This is a genomic window from Rubritalea marina DSM 17716 (genome assembly GCF_000378105.1).
GTDB lineage: Bacteria > Verrucomicrobiota > Verrucomicrobiia > Verrucomicrobiales > Akkermansiaceae > Rubritalea > Rubritalea marina.
In genome coordinates this window covers 36,893-54,239 of record NZ_KB899256.1, presented here as the reverse complement: position 1 = coordinate 54,239, position 17,347 = coordinate 36,893, and the positions used below count along the sequence as shown (strand labels likewise).

Annotated in this window: 5 protein-coding genes; 3 read left to right on the top strand and 2 right to left on the bottom strand. The window is 50.7% G+C overall.

Annotation, left to right across the window (positions count from 1 at the left end; all coding sequences use genetic code 11):
* The first annotated feature begins 65 nt into the window (after positions 1-65).
* From F454_RS0109120 to F454_RS0109105, 3 genes are all read left to right on the top strand, one after another.
* Positions 66-12,803, top strand: coding sequence for a Calx-beta domain-containing protein (locus F454_RS0109120; RefSeq protein WP_018970347.1), 12,738 nt, complete (start codon positions 66-68; stop codon positions 12,801-12,803).
* On the top strand, positions 12,800-13,174 hold the full coding sequence (locus F454_RS0109115) for a hypothetical protein (protein ID WP_018970346.1): 375 nt from the start codon (positions 12,800-12,802) through the stop codon (positions 13,172-13,174). The genes F454_RS0109120 and F454_RS0109115 overlap by 4 nt, the downstream gene beginning before the upstream one ends.
* Before the next feature lie 546 nt (positions 13,175-13,720).
* On the top strand, positions 13,721-14,911 hold the full coding sequence (locus F454_RS0109105; protein WP_083912955.1) for a transposase: 1,191 nt from the start codon (positions 13,721-13,723) through the stop codon (positions 14,909-14,911).
* A gap of 282 nt (positions 14,912-15,193) precedes the next feature.
* On the opposite strand, the gene F454_RS0109100 is transcribed toward F454_RS0109105, so the two are convergent.
* Together F454_RS0109100 and F454_RS14750 are read right to left on the bottom strand one after the other, a co-directional pair.
* On the bottom strand, positions 15,194-15,973 hold the full coding sequence (locus tag F454_RS0109100) for an SDR family oxidoreductase (RefSeq protein WP_018970343.1): 780 nt from the start codon (positions 15,971-15,973) through the stop codon (positions 15,194-15,196).
* 29 nt (positions 15,974-16,002) lie between these two features.
* Positions 16,003-17,343 carry a sulfatase gene (locus F454_RS14750; RefSeq protein WP_018970342.1) on the bottom strand — a complete coding sequence of 447 codons (1,341 nt, stop codon included), beginning with the start codon at positions 17,341-17,343 and terminating at the stop codon, positions 16,003-16,005.
* Between the last annotated feature and the right edge of the window lie 4 nt (positions 17,344-17,347).

Sequence of the window (17,347 nt, the reverse complement as noted above, 5' to 3'; positions counted from 1 at the left end):
GCATGACCGGCAGGGCTCACACTTCGAGCTTAGCATTTTTTTACTTCTTACTTACCGCCTGATTGATGAAGGATTCCTCATTCCTACCCGCCATGCACTGGCGTGTCACCTCCTTGTGTGCTGCTCTTGCATTCACGCTTTCTTTGTTGACGCCATATGCAAGTGCCCAAACTTTGCAATGGTGGCAAGACCGTGGTGTCATCGACGATGCTGCAACGCAGAACAACCTGGCGGTAGCAAGTATCGGGCAGGCAAAATGGATGGCGATACAAGCCAAGGCTGAGCTGGCGCTGCAATCTCCAGATCTCGCTGCAGAGATCGATCTCGAATCCATCTTCCCAGCACCGCCGCAGAACCCAGACTCCGCCTGGTATCAAGCCCAGCTCGCCCCACTCAACCTCGGCCAGCTCAAGGCCCTAGCCAAGCCCTTCTACGATGTTCTTCCAGAGGGCTGGCTGCAGGATCAAGCCCAGAAAAATGGCATCACCCTCTCCGCCAACAACTACCCGTGGGACGAAGCCACCCCCGTGGCGGACAACTATAAGCTCGCCAGCATTGGACAGCTCAAGGCCCTCTTCGCGCTACGCTTCATCGAAGACGGAGATGAGCTTAGCGGGGATGTGGTCGTGTCGATTACAGCCATAGACGCGACTGCGAATGAGTCAGATAGTTCAGATACGGGTATTCTTCGTATTAGCGCTTCGAAACCAGTCAGTGAAGACCTCGCGGTGAGCTACTCTGTGGGTGGTACAGCAAGCAATGGGGTAGACTATGATAGCCTGTCAGGTGGAGTAGTGATCCCAGCTGACACTTCTAGTGTTGATGTTGTGGTGACTGCTATCAGCGACCTAGAACTTGAAGGTGATGAAGAGGTGTCACTCACTCTACTTGCAGGTGCTGGTTACGAGCTAGGCTCGGCGTCGGCATCCGTTGTGATCTCTGATTACGAATTACCAACCGTATCTATCGTAGCTACGGACGCGACAGCTTCTGAAGAAGATGTCACTGACACAGCGGTATTGACCGTTAATATCAGCGAAGCCGTGACTCAAGATCTGCAGCTTCAGTATGTGGTCAGCGGAACTGCTACGTCAGGAGTTGATTTCATAGATTTATCTGGAATGGTAATCATCCCAGCAGGTGAATCTTCGAATACTATAGAAGTCACTGCGATTAAAGATCTTGAGCTTGAGTCGACCGAGACTGTCACGATCACCCTCTCTCAGGGTGATGGCTTTGCTCTTGAGTCAGATGAGGCGACGATTTCTATCGTAGACCAGCCACTTCCTGAATTGTCTGTAAGTGTCGCTGATGCATTGGCCTCAGAACAAGATAGCTCAGATTTGGCGCGTTTCACCGTCACTTCGACAATCGCATGGGCAACATCACTTGTGGTGGAATACACACTAGGGGGATCAGCAACCAATGGAGTGGACTACACCCAGCTGAGCGGAAGCGTTGTCATACCTGCAAACGAAACTACGGCAGATATTGATATTGCGGCTGTTTCAGACCTCATTGCTGAGGGGGATGAATCACTGATTCTGACGCTACTTGCTGGTCAAGGCTTTACTGTTGGAGCCTCTCAGGATTCCGTCACTATTGTGGATTATGTGCTCCCCGTGATCACCATTACTGCTGATGACATGATCGCGGATGCTACTGATGTGAGCAACACAGCATCCTTCATTGTTGCCGCTGGCCAGCCAGTAAGTTCGGATCTAGCGGTTACATATTTCGTGAGTGGTACCGCTCAAGCTAGTGAGGATTATCAACCTCTATCCGGTGTGGCTGTCATACCAGCAGGGCAATCCAGCGTTTCCGTAATCGTTACCCCGATTTATGACTTAAGCGCCGAAGGGAAAGAAGAGCTAACATTAGAGCTAAATCTTAGCGATACTCATACTATTTCTGGCTTTGGAGCATCCGTTACGATCATAGACAATGATGTAGATGAGGATGGCTTGCCTAGTGATTGGGAGGCGAACAATGGGCTAGATTCAGACGACGACGGCTCTACGAATGCCGTGAACGGGGCGATGGGAGATCCAGATGGTGATATGCTCACCAATATCGTCGAGTATTTGAATAATTCAGACCCGCAAGATGCTGGCGATCGCACAGGCTGGACTGCTCTTGCTTGGGCTGATTTACAGGATGTCGAATCTGCCACAAATTCAATTTCAGGAACTCAAGGATCTGCATTGGTGAAGTCTACTGATGCGGCTGAGGGCTTCAATGCGGATGCTGTATCCGATACTAGCTTTATGGACGGGTTCGAGTTGAGCTTCCGCTTTGCCAATCCTATTTCGCAAGCGGCTCTGGGCTTAAACTCCAGTAACGATAGTCGAGATCTAGCAGATCTTGAATACGCGATCTATTGGAATCAGGGGATGGTCACGCTCTTGCAAGATGGCATTGCGATCACCACGCTTGGGCAATACCAGATCTCTGACAGCTTCAACTTCAAACGTCAGCAGGGCGTCTTGACGGTGGCCGTGAATGGTGTCGATGTATACACCCTTCTTGAGAACAGTGAGGAAAGCTATTTTGTGGATGTGTCATTGAGCAGCACGGGTGCCATGATCGAGAATGTGGTTTCACGCGATATTGTTGTGATTATTGCTGATACGGACAACGATGGCTTGGGTGATGATTGGGAAAGCACCAATAATTTAGATCCAAATGACGATGGCAGTACGAACTTAGATAACGGAGCCCTCGGGGATCCCGACATAGACTTTGTGACCAACCTTGCCGAGTATGAGAGCGGCACTGATCCGAGCCTTCGCCCTGGGGACGCGTGGAATGAGCTGGATTGGATGGAATTTAGAGGTGCTGAAACCAGAGCCGCAGCTATTGGCGAGCATGGATCATTCCTTCAAACAACGACAACCAAAGTCGCGGGTGAACCAGCTGACGCTGTCTCAACGGCAATACTGCTGGAGGATGCTGAGCTCACTTTCCGCTTCGCTGATGATAGCATGGTTGCCGCTGCAGGTTTTAACAAGAACAACGGAGATGCCTCACTTGAAGAACTCGATTACGCTATTCTCTGGGATAAGGGACTGGTCAGTGTGTACGAGAATGGTGTGGAAGTGACAGAGGCACGTGCTTATGCAGAGCATGATTCCTTTAGTATCAAAAGAAAAGGAGAAACGGTCACCTATGCGGTCAATGGTCTAGTGTTTTACACCTCTGTGATCGAGAGTTCTGGTGACCTTTTCATGGATGTGGCACTCCTATCTGACAATGCTTCATTGTCGAACTGTGCTTACCGCGTACCGAATATTAGTGATGTCTTGATTGACCAAGATCGAGACACACTGGCTGACTCCTGGGAAACCACTCATCAATTAGACACACAAAGTGATGTAGGTGGTGATGGTGCATTTGGAGACCCGGATAGAGATTTCCTAACCAACCGCGCCGAGTTCGAGCTTGATTCCGATCCTAATGTGGCGAATGAAGTAATCTCATGGTCCCCAGTGGTGTGGTCATACAGAAATGGTTTGGAGGCGACTTTGCCTGGGCTTGGCGATGAGGGCTCAATGCTAAGCAAATCACAATCTGCGGATGGGGAGGATGCAGATGCTGTCTCAGAGGTCACCTTTACCGGAGACTTCAAAGTCACCTTCCGTTTCCCATCCTACGCGGATGTGGCTACGTTGGGTATGAATGCTTCCAATGATTCGAGCGCAACCTCTGATATCGATTTTGGCATCACTTTGGAGAAGAGCCTTGTGACTGTAAGAGAGAGCGGCAGTAATGTCACAGCCTCCCAATCTTATGAAAGTTATGATAGTTTTACTATTGCCCGCTCCGGCACGGAGATTACGTATTGGGTCAATGAAACACTGATCCACACATCTAGCCTCTCATCCGATGAGCCACTCTTTGTGGATGCCTCTATACAAGGGGAAGCCGGAACGATCCAGAACATCGCCTACCATGCCGCAGCCGCTGATGTGCTGGTCGATAGTGATAAAGACGGATTACCAAATGTTTGGGAAGTTACCTATGGCTTGGATCCTCTCGATGATGGATCTGTAAACATTGAGAATGGAGCAAGTGGTGATCAAGATGGTGACTATGTGACCAACCTGAATGAATTCATCAATCAATCTTCACCGATTGTGGCTCAGTCTAACTTACGTATCAATGTGCAAGAAGGTTCATCCGTGACCTTGCCGCGATCTATTGATGGCTTACCCATTACAGGGGATCTAAGTATTCGCCTTGTAGAAGATGGTGTCGTTCCAGCTCCAGATTACCAATTCTTCAATCAATCTCAGTACCAATGGCAAGATATCTCAGCGACAGGTGAGTTGCTTGATTTCACAGGATCTGTGAATGAAATGGTCACCAAAAACTTAGCTGAAGTCTTCTCGCAGCAAGAATTGAGCACACAAACCCTCTACATCTCTCGCAACGGATTCCTTACCTACGATGCGGAGCTTACATCCGCGGAGCTAGATCAAGTCTTATTTCGTATAGATTATGATGATGTATATGAGCAACAGAACTCTTCCGACCTGATTATCGCCCCCTTGATGGCTCGATTGGATGGGGGAGAGGTCTACTATCAGTACTTCCCAGCCAGTGCCGGTTCAGAGAGTTACTTTATCGTGCAGTGGCAGGGGATGACTTTCACTCAGGATTCGATACCTAGCGTCGTGAGTTTCCAGTGCCGTATCGATGCCATAGGCCGCACGGTATTTAGTTTTGACCAGTTCACAGGTGTGCAGGTGCCGAACCCATTCGGTGGTACAGACACACGCTATGCTTCCAGATATGTTACTGGGGCTTATCATACTGGTATTATGAACCTAAACATAGAGTATGTGTCACACCGTGTTAGTACTTCACATGCTCTACGACCAGGGTACTTCTGGGCGAATGATTGGTTGAATGTGAACAACCTCAATGACCTGGGGGATGTAATTGAATGGCAGCTCTACATTAGCCCTGATGACTATATCGTTGGTCATCTGCCAGCTCTGACTGTCCAGTTGATTGACCTATGGTCCGGCACCGTGCATTACCAAGACACTCTTGAGATGCTAGTGCAGGCTGCAGGTAGCTCAGCCAATGAAGTGATTCATGGTTCGATTGGCCACGATGAAGCCCTTACCGGAAGTGGCGGCGATGATGTGCTCTACGGCTATAGCGGGAATGACACCATACAAGGTGGTGCGGGGGATGATGTCATCATCAGTGGTTATGGAGCTAATATTCTTGATGGTGGGGTTGGAGCTGATCGCTATGAGCTTACTTTTGGAGCTGTCATGCAAACGGTAATGGAAGATAGATTTGGATCTGGCGATGAAGTTGTTTTAAATGGAGTCTACTGTGATGAAGTCATGGTAAATGTCCAAGCGAGTACTTCCACGCCATTCATTGAATTAACATTAACCTTCCACGGAGCAGACCGTCTGTTAATCACTTCAGAGCTTGAAAGTGAGTACATGCCCAGAATCACCTTTGAGGATGGTTGCTATTGGCTCTGGGATGCAGTCCAGTCAGCCTACTACCTTGTGGCAGATCCGCTCGAAGTCCGCGAAGAGGATCTGAATGGCAATGCGGTGGCAGACTGGCGTGAGCGCTCTGTGCTCGGTGGCCTGGATGACTCTATCGATGAGGCTGATACTAACACCAACCAAATACCGGATTGGTGGGAACTGCATTTTTTCTCTGGCCTCGCTGTGAGTGATGGAGACTTCGATGATGATGGCCTCAGTGATCTAGTCGAGTGGCAGGTTGGGACTTTACCAAATATAGAGGATTCAGATCAGGACTCTCTTACGGATACTTACGAATATTATGAAGACGCGAACGTACATCCCTTAATACAGGATTTTGAGTTGTCGGACTATGATGGCGATGGATTGAGCTACTCATTGGAGCTAGTTTATGGCACCAATCATTTGACTGCAGATTCTGACGGTGATGGATTTGAAGACGGTATTGAGGTCATGTTAGGCCATAGTCCATCATCAATCGTTTCAAGCCCGTTTATTGCATCTAACCACACAGGGCCGAATATTGTAGATCCTGCAATTAATTATGTGGGATTATTAGATCCCGACAGTATATCACCGGGTACTGGGGTCAGTCACATATTGTACTACTCGCAATTTAATAGTGATATACCTGCTGGGGTCGGTGAAGTACTGAAATCTTTTAATGTGTATTATGCGAATAGAGATAGCTATTACGAGAGAAGTCTAAATGCTAGTAGGGGTAACTTTTATACTATACCATTACATTCTTCGAGGAACTATTTGGTTGATACATCGAACTGGGCTAAGGCTAGCCTTCCCTTTACCTCTAATTTGCCGACATATGACCATCCTTCAAAGTGGGTTAAATCAATGAATGAGCCAGTCTATGACGAATTTGGTGAGCTGAAAAGCATGTTTGGGCATGGGCATCATAACCATCTAAGAGTAGATTTTCAATTTCGTGGAGACTTTATATTCGTAGGAAATGATAGACTTAAAGGTGCTCCTGATGGATATTACTTTAATGAAAATCGAGCCTCGGTTTCGCCATACTTCACCCGTGAGTATTATTCCCCAATAATACCATCTGAAGCTCATAATTTCTATTTAGCAGGGAGTTTTTACGCCCTTCCTATTTCAAGGCAGTCTTGGAGCTCGAGCTTTTCTGGGAGTATGATGATTGGCCCACAGAACCGTAAAGTGGCACTCAACGGCCGCCCTATTCCAGACTCTAAGCCTGAACAGACCGCGCAGAGTGACGACTACGCAGAAGAGACCTACGTGGACGCCTTCAATCTCCACCTCAATCATGACACTTCCTTTGTGCATGTGCCACTTGGTGCCAGTGATCTGAAGCTACAGGCAAATGCCTCAGCCCGTGAGACCATTTGGAACAATCGCTCCAGCTTGCGCCCACACGAGAGACTCGACCTACCGTTCGGTGTGGCATGGTCATCGAACCTCTGTGCCTATGTCGAAGTGGTAGAAACTTTGGGTGAGAACTCCAATGAGCCAACAGCGGTCTATGTGGTGGATGAATCTGGTCGAAGACTCCGCTTTGGTACTAATGATGATAGCACCTACTTCCCATGGCCAGATGGCTTTGTGGACAAGCAAACCTATTTGAACAAGCTCACCAAGTCAGGTTCTAGCTTCACCTTGCAGAAGAAGCATGGCCACACCTTGACCTACAATAGCAGCGATGCCTGGTTCATGCATTCCCAAGATAGGCAATTCGGCAGTACGCGTGTTAAAAAGCACACCTACTACCGACTCGCCTCGGTGAGAGATCGCTTTGGTGTCGCTCTCAATTACGACTACGGCACCTCGGACATTTCCTTGATTCCTGAATCGATCACCGCGCCGAACCGCCGTGTACCTGGCACCACAACTCCTCAAGGCATAGCCATCAATCGTTCAAGTGATGGACGATTGATCGAGAGTATCACCGACAGTCGTGGTAAGACGATTAGCTTCAACTACACGAAGAACCGTACCCTTCACCAGCGCGATACCTCAGGAAGAGGCGTGCCCAATAATAGCCAGAATCACAGCTACGTTACCCTCGATTCGGTCTCCTACTCCGACGGTACGGTCGTGCGCTACGGCTATGATTCCAGAGTCGACGAACAGCACTTGGACAATCAAGTCACCTTCCATTTCCATCATGCGCTACGCTCCATCACCGACAAGCGCAACCAGACCCATAACATCAATTATGGCTATGATCGTACGGTTGAATATTATGGAAGAAATGGGGTAACTCCATATAGTTTTAATTCATCATTGAATGATATTTATTCCAAAGCAAAGTCCCTAGCCTACGATGCCCTTAGAAACTTGAATGATAGCATATTGGCGAACCATCATCTTAATGATCGCTATTCTGTGGGATTCGGCCTCCCGCGTCAGGTGCGCAGTATCACCCTACCGGGTGGTGTCGGAACCAGCTATTTCACCAAAACCAGCGATACTTACACCAGATACGGTGAGGATTTTGGAGCAAAATCAGCCACTATCGTCACCGATACCTTGGGCAACCGCACATGCTACGACTTCAACTCCAAAGATGGAGGAGACAAAGTAGATGGCGCCATGGTGCAGAGCTCCACCAGCTACTCGCATGGCGGCAGCTCCACCTCGCGCAATTGGCTACTCTACTACACTCAGATGCAGGTCCACCATGGCAACTGGCCACAACAAGCTGGCCACATCGGCACCGAGACCTTCCTGTACAAGCCAGAGGCAGGCATGGCTTTAGAAAAAACCATCGACTTCTCAGGCAATACCACCACATGGGCTTACACCGATGGCTTGGGCGCAGATCGCCTCAAGATCCCATTCATCAATGTCGACAAAAACTACCTCACCCTCTGGGGTGATCCAACATCGAAAACCGACGCTCTGGGCCGCACTGAGACCTACGGCTATTCCGCGAATTATCGCGTTATGAATAACCATGTCGATGTGCACGGCATGACCACCAGCATGGATGTTGATACCATGGGACGTGTGAAATCAAAAACCGTCTCTCAAGGCTCTAATGTGCTGAGCAAGATGATCTATCAGTACAACAATGCCAGCTTCCCAGGAATGGTGACCGACAGCTATATCAACAAGCACAAGGATGTCACAGGCAAGACCTGGGAGCAAAGCATCCGCACCCAGAGTGTGCCGAATATAGACAACGGCATGGTGTACAAAAGCATCATCAATCCTGGCGGCCTAGCACTCACCACCATTTACACCTACGACGCCAACAACAACCGCACAGGCGTCACTGATGGACGAAACAATACCACCACCTTCACCTATGATGACCTCAACCGCCTCACGTACGTCAATTACCCGGCTGCAGGCACCTCGACAGGCTCCAAGCTAACATCCAAAGAAATCCTCTATGATTTCAATGGAAATAAAGTGGGTGAGATTGATGAGGAAGGCAATTACACCTTCCATCACCGCGATGCGCTCAACCGCATCACCACCACAGTCGTAGACATGGACGGTGTGAATCTCCCACAGAAAAATTCCAATGGTCTAGTCCCTGATAGTAACCGTGGCTCACCGGGAGCTACAGACATTCACACCAGAATTTACTATGATGCGGTCAACAACCCGACCATTACCCTCGACTCTCGAGGCACCCACACTCGCACCTTCTACGATGCGATCCAGCGCCCGCAACACATCTTCACCGGGATCAATGGTTCCGAAGTACATAACTACAACACAGCTGCCGCTGCTGCTGCGGCTTCTAACACTAAGACCCACACCCAGCTCTCCTACGCGGATCAGCTGAGCATCAATGGCTCCGTCTTAGATGCCAACCCCGGCTCCAGCGCGTTCAATTCCGCAGGCTTCAAGCCTACCAAAGTAGTGCTTCATGGTGCAGTCCTCACAGATCAAGGCACAGCCACGCTCACCACCTACAATGTCTACGACAACGTCTACCGCCAAACTCAGGAAGTCGCGCAGTTTGACTCCAATGCCGGCGGCTTCGAGCAGAACTTCCGCCGTACCATCACCACCTATGGCGCGCGCAGCAATGGCAAGGAATCTCTCGATATCACCGTCACGGATGACCTAGGTAGGAAGACCAAGACAATCCTCGATGGCCTCGGCAGACCTACCTCTGTCACCAAGGCGCATGGTACCACCCTCGCAGCTACCACCAGAACACAGTACACCAGCACCGGACTAGCATGGAAGACCATCGATCCTCTACTCAGAGAGTCTGAGACGGAATACGATGCCGCTGGGCGCCCAGTCAGAGTCTGGTCCCCAGACCCTATCACGGGCAAAGTCAACCGCACTTTAAGCGCGGATGGCCTCACGGGATCACCCATGGTGGAAACCCAGTACGATGCCAATTCAAATGTGCTCAAAACCATCAATCCACTCGGAAAAGTATGGGACTTCACCTACGATGCGCGCAACCGCCGCACCGATGAATACCAGCCAGCCGTCACAGACGCTGAGAATCCAGCCTCACCAGGCGCCGCTCAGCGACCACGCATCCAGACTAGCTACAACGGCGTAGGATCTGTCCTTAAGCTCACCGATGCCCGTGGCAATGTCACACGTAACTTCTACGATCGCGCCTACCGTGTCACGGACATGATCAGCAACCCTGAAACTGGTAATCCATCCACAAACCCAGCCTCACTCAATGCAGATGATATCCTTGTAGAAACCTTCTACGACAAAGCCTCCAACATCACCACCGTCATCGACGGCGAAGGCAATATCACCCGCAATGCCTACGACGCACTCAACCGCCTCGTAGCCACCGCCACTGATCCAGTAGACGGCAATCCCGTAAACCCCGCCACTGCCGGCTTCAATGCCGCCAGCTACCAGGGCGTGACCAGCAATAACGACATCGTAGTCACCAATGCCTACGACGATGCGGGCAACCTCACCCGCGTCACCGACGGCGCAGGCCACAGCACCGGCTTCACCTACGATGGCTTTGGCCGCAAGCTCGAAACCATCTGGGACATCGGCACAGCAGTGCAGAAGAAAGAAACCTCCATCTACAATGGAATCCTCCTCACCCAAACCATTGATCCCAAGCAACAAGCCATCTCCTATCAATACGATGACCTCCATCGTCTAGAGAATGTGGTGCACACCGGCCGCTCAGCAGATGATCGCCACATGGACTATGACCTCGTCGGCAACCTCGAAGAAGTTTCCTGCCCGAATGAAACCGCAGAAAATCAAACCATCCGCGGCGTCATCCAGGACTATGATGAGCTCAACCGCCTCACCACAGAAACCTCCAATGGAGTCACCCATAGCACCACCTACGACCGTGCAGGTAACGTCCGCACCCTCACCTACGGCGAGACCAACCGCGTCATCACCTCAGAGTACGATGCGCTCAACCGCCTAGACAACTGCAGCGAAGCCGTCGGTACCGACACCCCGCGCGTCACCAGCTACGCATACAACCTCAACAGCGCAGTCACACGCAAGACCCTACCAAACGGCTCCTACACAGACCATGTCTACGATGCCCTCGGCAGAAAGACCACCATCACCAATAGACTCAGCAGCGGCGCACAAATCCAGCGCAGCGTCACCGACTATGATGATCAGTCCAATGTCACCCGCATCACCGAGTACGGCCAGAGCGGCTCCCTGCAGCAGACCACCATTCTAGCCAATGACAAAGTCTACCGCCTCGATACCGAAACCCGCACCGAAGGCGCAGACTCCACCCTCACCGACTATGGCTACGACAAAGGCAACAACCGTACATCGAAAACCATCACCCAAAATGGCGGCACACCTGAGGCCTCGATTTTTGCTTACGGAACCACCACCGACAACTTCAACTCGAACCAGCTGAAGTCAGTAACCCTAGGTTCAGAACTCACCGAGTTCACCTACGACCTCAACGGCAACCGAGCCACAAAAACCCAGGGTGCCTCGGTCGATATCTACAGCTATGATTACAATAACCGCCTCGTAAGCCTAGACTTCAACACTGGCGATGATGCGACCAAGCATGGAAACTATGCGTACACCTACGATCATAGAACCCGCCGCGTCCTCCGCGATGAATCCGCCGCCAATGGAGACACCACAAGAGTAGTCTTCTCCAACGGCCTCAGCGTCCAAGAGCATAATCAACTGGGAACCGGCAACTGGGAACTGGCAACTCCCGCCGTTGAATACGTGCGGGGATCCGAATACGGCGGCGGCATCGGCGGCATCCTCTACACCCTCCGAGCTGGCGATAGTAGCTTCAACTACTACAACCACCGCGGCGACGTCATCCTCAAGACCGATGACACCGGCACCACCACCTACGAAGCGCGCTACGAAGCCTTCGGCCAGCGCACCTTCGAAGACGGTGCCACTGCCGACCGCCAACGCGCCAACACCAAAGACGAAGACCCCACCGGCCTCCTCAACGAGCACTTCCGCTACCGCGACCTCGAGTTCGGCGTCTTCCTCACCAGAGACCCCGCAGGCTTCGTCGACGGCCCAAATGTTTACACCTATGTAACTCAGAACCCGTGGACGTTCTTTGACCCATTAGGATTAAGAGCTGAAACTGAAGAAGAAACTAAGAGTCTAGAGAAATTAAATCAACGAGCTGAAGAAATTGGAAATGAAGCTACGAAATTACAGACAAAGCTCGAAAAAATGGATAGTGAGTCAGATGATTACAAAAGGACGCAACGTAAAATTGAGGATTATAAAGAGGTTTCCACCTCTATTGCTAAATCAGCTAAGGATATTGCCGAGGGGATTAAATCAGTTAAAGAAGGAACAGATGATCCACGAGGATTGAAAATTGCTCTCAATGGACTTTCAATATGGGCGAATGATGACAAGGCTGATCGATATCAAGGAAAGGACTATGCATGTTGTAATCTTTTCGTTTACAATGTCTTAATGGAATCTGGTGCTAATTGGCCGCATCGAATAGGTCGACATCCTGATAGACCGTTTTACAACCCTGTCGGACGTGTGCCTGCGGGAGCGAATGCTACATTTGGAAGAATGGACATGAATATAGGTGAGATGAGTCCAATGGGTAGCTTAATAGGGAAAAGCACTGCCGATGGACAAAAAATTGGGAAAAATGCATCTTATGGAGATGTGGTTAATTATCCTGGTCATGTAGCTATATCTTTAGGAAATAAAGTTGTCTTGGGAGCTTCACAGGGCTATGTTGGATCTACTCCTGGAACAGGATTAACCATTAAAACAGAAAGTAAAGTTCAGCACAAAAAGTACTACCGAACCCATGATTATAGTAAGTGGAATGGTAAATGATTAGCCCAGAAATTATGATTCATATTAGATTTTTAATGATTTGTGTGTGTGTGACAGTCCCTCTTTTGTGTTGTAAAAGACCGAATAAAATCATCCCTAACTCTGGAGTTACTAGAGAATTTATCTACAATGAGTTAGGTTTCCCCTCAAACTATGATGATAAGTATATTGCGGTCTGGTGTGAAAATGTAGGTATACAAAGTGTCAAGTGGAGAGATGTCTACTCTATGGATCCTAGGGTTGTTATTTTTAATGCAAACGGTGTTAGTTTAGTGCCAAGTTATCATGCTTCTGCAAATATAGAACTTTCTCTAAATATGACTGATCAAGAAAACATGCTTTGGGTCGAACAATTTGTGGAAATAGAATAATGCACAATCCAACCATGCATACATGGCATACATGGTGCCAGGCTCAATACAGAGAATTAGATCGCGTTACTATTTGAGTAGGAGTAGTCTGTGAGTTGATGTCAGCGTTTTCTGATGTCTAACTCCCAAACCCTCCTCCTCCCATGCGTATTCCCCGTAAGTATTTGTTATCGTGCCACCAAGACACTCAGGGTGGTATTTACCATTGTGTGACTCGTGCTGTTTGGCGCGAGTTTGTAACACATGGTGACAGGCTCGATATGAGGAAGAATCTCGCTTTTGGCGCAGCGGTGAGGTATCATACATGGTGCCAGGCTCAATACAGAGAATTCGCACACACAGCATACATGGTGCCAGGCTCGATACAGAGAATTAGATCGCGTTACTAGTTGAGTAGGAGTAGTCTGTGAGTTGATGTCAGCGATTGTGCATACATGGTGCCAGGCTCAATACAGAGAATTAGATCGCGTTACTGGTTGAGTAGGAGTAGTCTGTGAGTTGATGTTAGCGATTGCTGATGTCTCACTTTCAATCCCTCCTCCTCCCATGCGAATTCCCCGTAAGTATTTGTTATCGTGCCACCAAGACACTCAGGGTGGTATTTACCATTGTGTGACTCGCGCTGTTTGGCGCGAGTTTGTATTTGATGATCATGGCCGTGAGTTCTTTGTGCAGCTGATGCGCAAGTACGAGGCCTTCGGCGATCTTAAGGTGCTGGCGTATTGCATTATGAGCAATCACATCCATGTGATGGTCTACGTGCCGCCAGGCAAGGCTGATGAAATCAGCGATCATCAGTTCCTCAAGCAACTATCGCATTTGTATTCGCAGGACTTGATCGATGATATGCAGCAACGCTTGGCCACAGCCCGCGCGATACCCGATGTTGAAAAGCGTGATGCTGCTGTGCGTGGGATAAGAGAGCCTTACACTCGCAGAATGTGGAACCTTTCGGAGTTCATGCGCTCGATCAAGCAAGGCTACAGCCGATGGTTCAACAAGGAACAGGGTAAAGAAGGGGCCTTGTGGCAGGGGCGCTTTACCAGCGTGCAAGTACAGGGAGGCTGGCATGCACGCTTTATCGCTGCATATATTGACCTTAATCCTTTACGAGCTGGCATCGTGAAGGAGCCGCTGGACTTCAGATGGTGCGGCTACGCTGCAGCTCATGGGAGCTCAAAGGGCGTACAAACTGGGCTGCTGGCCTTGATGTTGCATGAGAGTAGCTTCGAGCTCTGCGAGGCGTGGAAGGCGGTCGGCAGGGAAAAGATGCATGAATACTTGGCCAGTTTGAGGCAAGCTGAACACGACAAGAAGGGAAGTCTGAAAGAGGAGAGAAGGTTCGACTTCAGAAGCGAGAGTGCGCGCTATCGTTGCATGCTAGCAGAAGAAGGGGAAGCGGCTGTAGGGGATGCCATTCCTAGTGAGTCACAGTCGGCACGGAGGAAGCGTAAGCTAGGTTTTGATAGAAAAGAGGTAGAGCAAATCCTCAACGAGGGAGGCAAGTTGAACTGGCGTCAGATGCTGCGCTGCAAGTTACGTTTTGCGGTGGATGGTGTGATCTTTGGTTCTAAAGAATTTGTCGAGGATGGCTTCAGCGCGCTGCAAGATCAATGCGGCGAGGCTTATGCGAATCGCACCCATGGAGCGAAGAAGATGCCGTACACCAAAGAGTCTCGCATCTACGCCCACCGGCAGCATTTGAAGGATGCGTGCGAAGTGCGCCCTCACACTTGATGAGGAGACCAAAAATCGTCTCATTCCCTGTCGCTGAACTCTCAAGAGAAAAGGTGCGCATCGTCGTGCCCGGAACGCAGGATTTCTGCCCATTTTAGGCTTCATATAGCTCAGATTTCACACTTAGCTCGGATTTCTGGAGCGGTTTTTCAGTCGAGGGATATTCATCGATAGTCATGGGCGCGCATGATCATCTATATATCCTCTGTAAACTGTGTTTTCTATAAAGTGCCAGGCTCAATACAGAGAATTAGATCGATTCTCAGGGACACGCATCCCTGCTTAGATGCTCATGCTATTGAAACCGCCGTCGACGATCATTTCGTGGCCGGTGATGAAGCTGCCGGCTGTGTTGGATGCTAGTAGGATGGTGGCGCCTACGAGTTCGTCTGGGCTGCCGAAGCGCTCCATCGGGGTGTGGTTCATGATGGAGGCGACGCGGGATTCGTCGAGGACACTTTTGTTTTGCTCGGCGGGGAAGAATCCAGGCACGAGGGTGTTGACTCGGATCCCTTGGTTTGCCCACTCGCGAGCGAGGTTTTTGCTGAGATTGTGGACGGCTGCCTTGGAGGCCGAGTAGGAAAAGACGCGGGAGAGTGGGTTGAGGCCAGAGATGGAGCCTAGGTTGATGATGCTGCCTTGGATGTTGTTTTCGAGGCAATAGCTGGCAAAGACTTGGCAGCCGTGGAGGGTGGCGGTGAGGTTGACATTGAGGATGTTTTGAAACTCCTCGGTGCTAATTTCGAGTGCGGGTGTGGGGGAGTTGATGCCGGCGCCATTGACGAGGATGTCGACCTTGCCTGAGCGGGCGACGGCGGTGTCGAGTGCTCCTTGGATGGCTGCTTTGTCGGCCACGTCTGCGGCGATGAAGTAGGCTTTGCCGCCTGCGGCCTCGATGGCGTCGATCCGTTGTTGTGCCTTCTCGGCATTGCGGCCGACGAGGGCGACTTCGGCGCCTGCTTGTGCGAGGCCTTTGGCCATGTGGCTGCAGAGTTCTCCGGTGCCACCGATGACGAGGGCGACTTTTCCGTTGAGGTTGAAGAGTGAGTTGAGGAAATCCATGGAAGCTTGAGGTGGTGGTTCGAGAGTTGCTAGTGGGCCAAATTGTGTGATTCGTGGGGATCTTTGGCTAGATTGTAGCGTTGGGTGGTCTTGTTGGTTTTGCGGTTGATGATTTGGTGGTCATCGCTACGGATCTCTGAGCGTAGCTTGCCCCAATGGGCGATGGCGAGATCATCAGATTCGGCTCGGGGGTCTGCGACGATCTTCACGAGTGAGGTTCCCTCGAGGTGGCCGGGGGTGGGGAGTGACAAAAGTTCGCAGAGGGTGGGGTAGATATCGATACTTTCGACGACTGCCTCACTGGGTACCCCAGGTTTTAGCATTTCAGGAGTCTTGATGATGAGTGGCGCGTGGAGGGCCACGTGGTAGGGTGAGTGTTTCCCCCAGATTTGTTGTTCGCCGAGGTGCCATCCGTGGTCTGACCAGAGGATGATGATGGTGTTTTTGGTGGCTCCAGTGGACTCGAGGGTCTCGAGAATCTCTGCGACTTTCGAGTCAGCGTAGGTCACGCAGGCGGCGTAGTGACGGCGCACAGCATCGGCGTATTTGGCGTTATTTCTTGGGTCACTTGGGTGCTTGTAGCCGCCAAAGAATTCGGCGCTCGGGTGCCAGAATTCGCCTTGTTTGGGTTTCTTGGCGGCGGGGATGGATGGGAGTTCTGTCTGATCGTAGCAAGCGAGGAATTCCTTTGGGCAGGCAAAGGGAAGGTGTGGCCGGAGCAGTCCAACGGCACAAAGCCAAGGTTTTTTTTGGTCGTTGAGGAAGGCGATTTCCTGATGGAAGGTGTCGAGGATTGCGTCATCTGGGTAGCTTGCTTTTGCGGCGGCCTCGAGGGCTGGGGTCTTGCCGCGCTTGCGGGCTTTGCCATCGGCATAGCCGTGCATCAATCCTTGAGGGGTGAGCCAGTCTCCTGAACAATCAGGCTGGCGGTCCCATGCGCCGGGTAGCTCTGGCTTGGTTTTGTCGTTCCAATTTTTGCCCGTGAAACCTCCTGGATAATGTGAGACCTTACCGACGCAGCTGGTGAGGTAGCCATGACTGCGTAAGTGAGCTGGGAAGCTGGGGGCGCTGTTGTGGTCGTGGCTTCTGAATGCTCCGTTGCTGAGTTGCTTGGCTGTCTTTGGGTAGAGGCCTGTGAGCATGGCGAAGCGTGATGCTCCACAGGTGGGAGCTTGGACGTAGTGGCGCTTGAAGAGTCTGCCCTCTGCCGCGAGCCCTTCGATGGCGGGAGCCTGGATGTAGTCTTTGCCAAAGCTCGGGAGCTCGGGGCGTAAGTCATCGATACAAATGAGTATGATGTTAGGCTGTGTGGCGGCGAGGCTCAAGCTGCTGCAGGCCAGGAGAAGGCTGAGTGCAATGCGGTAGTTCATGGGG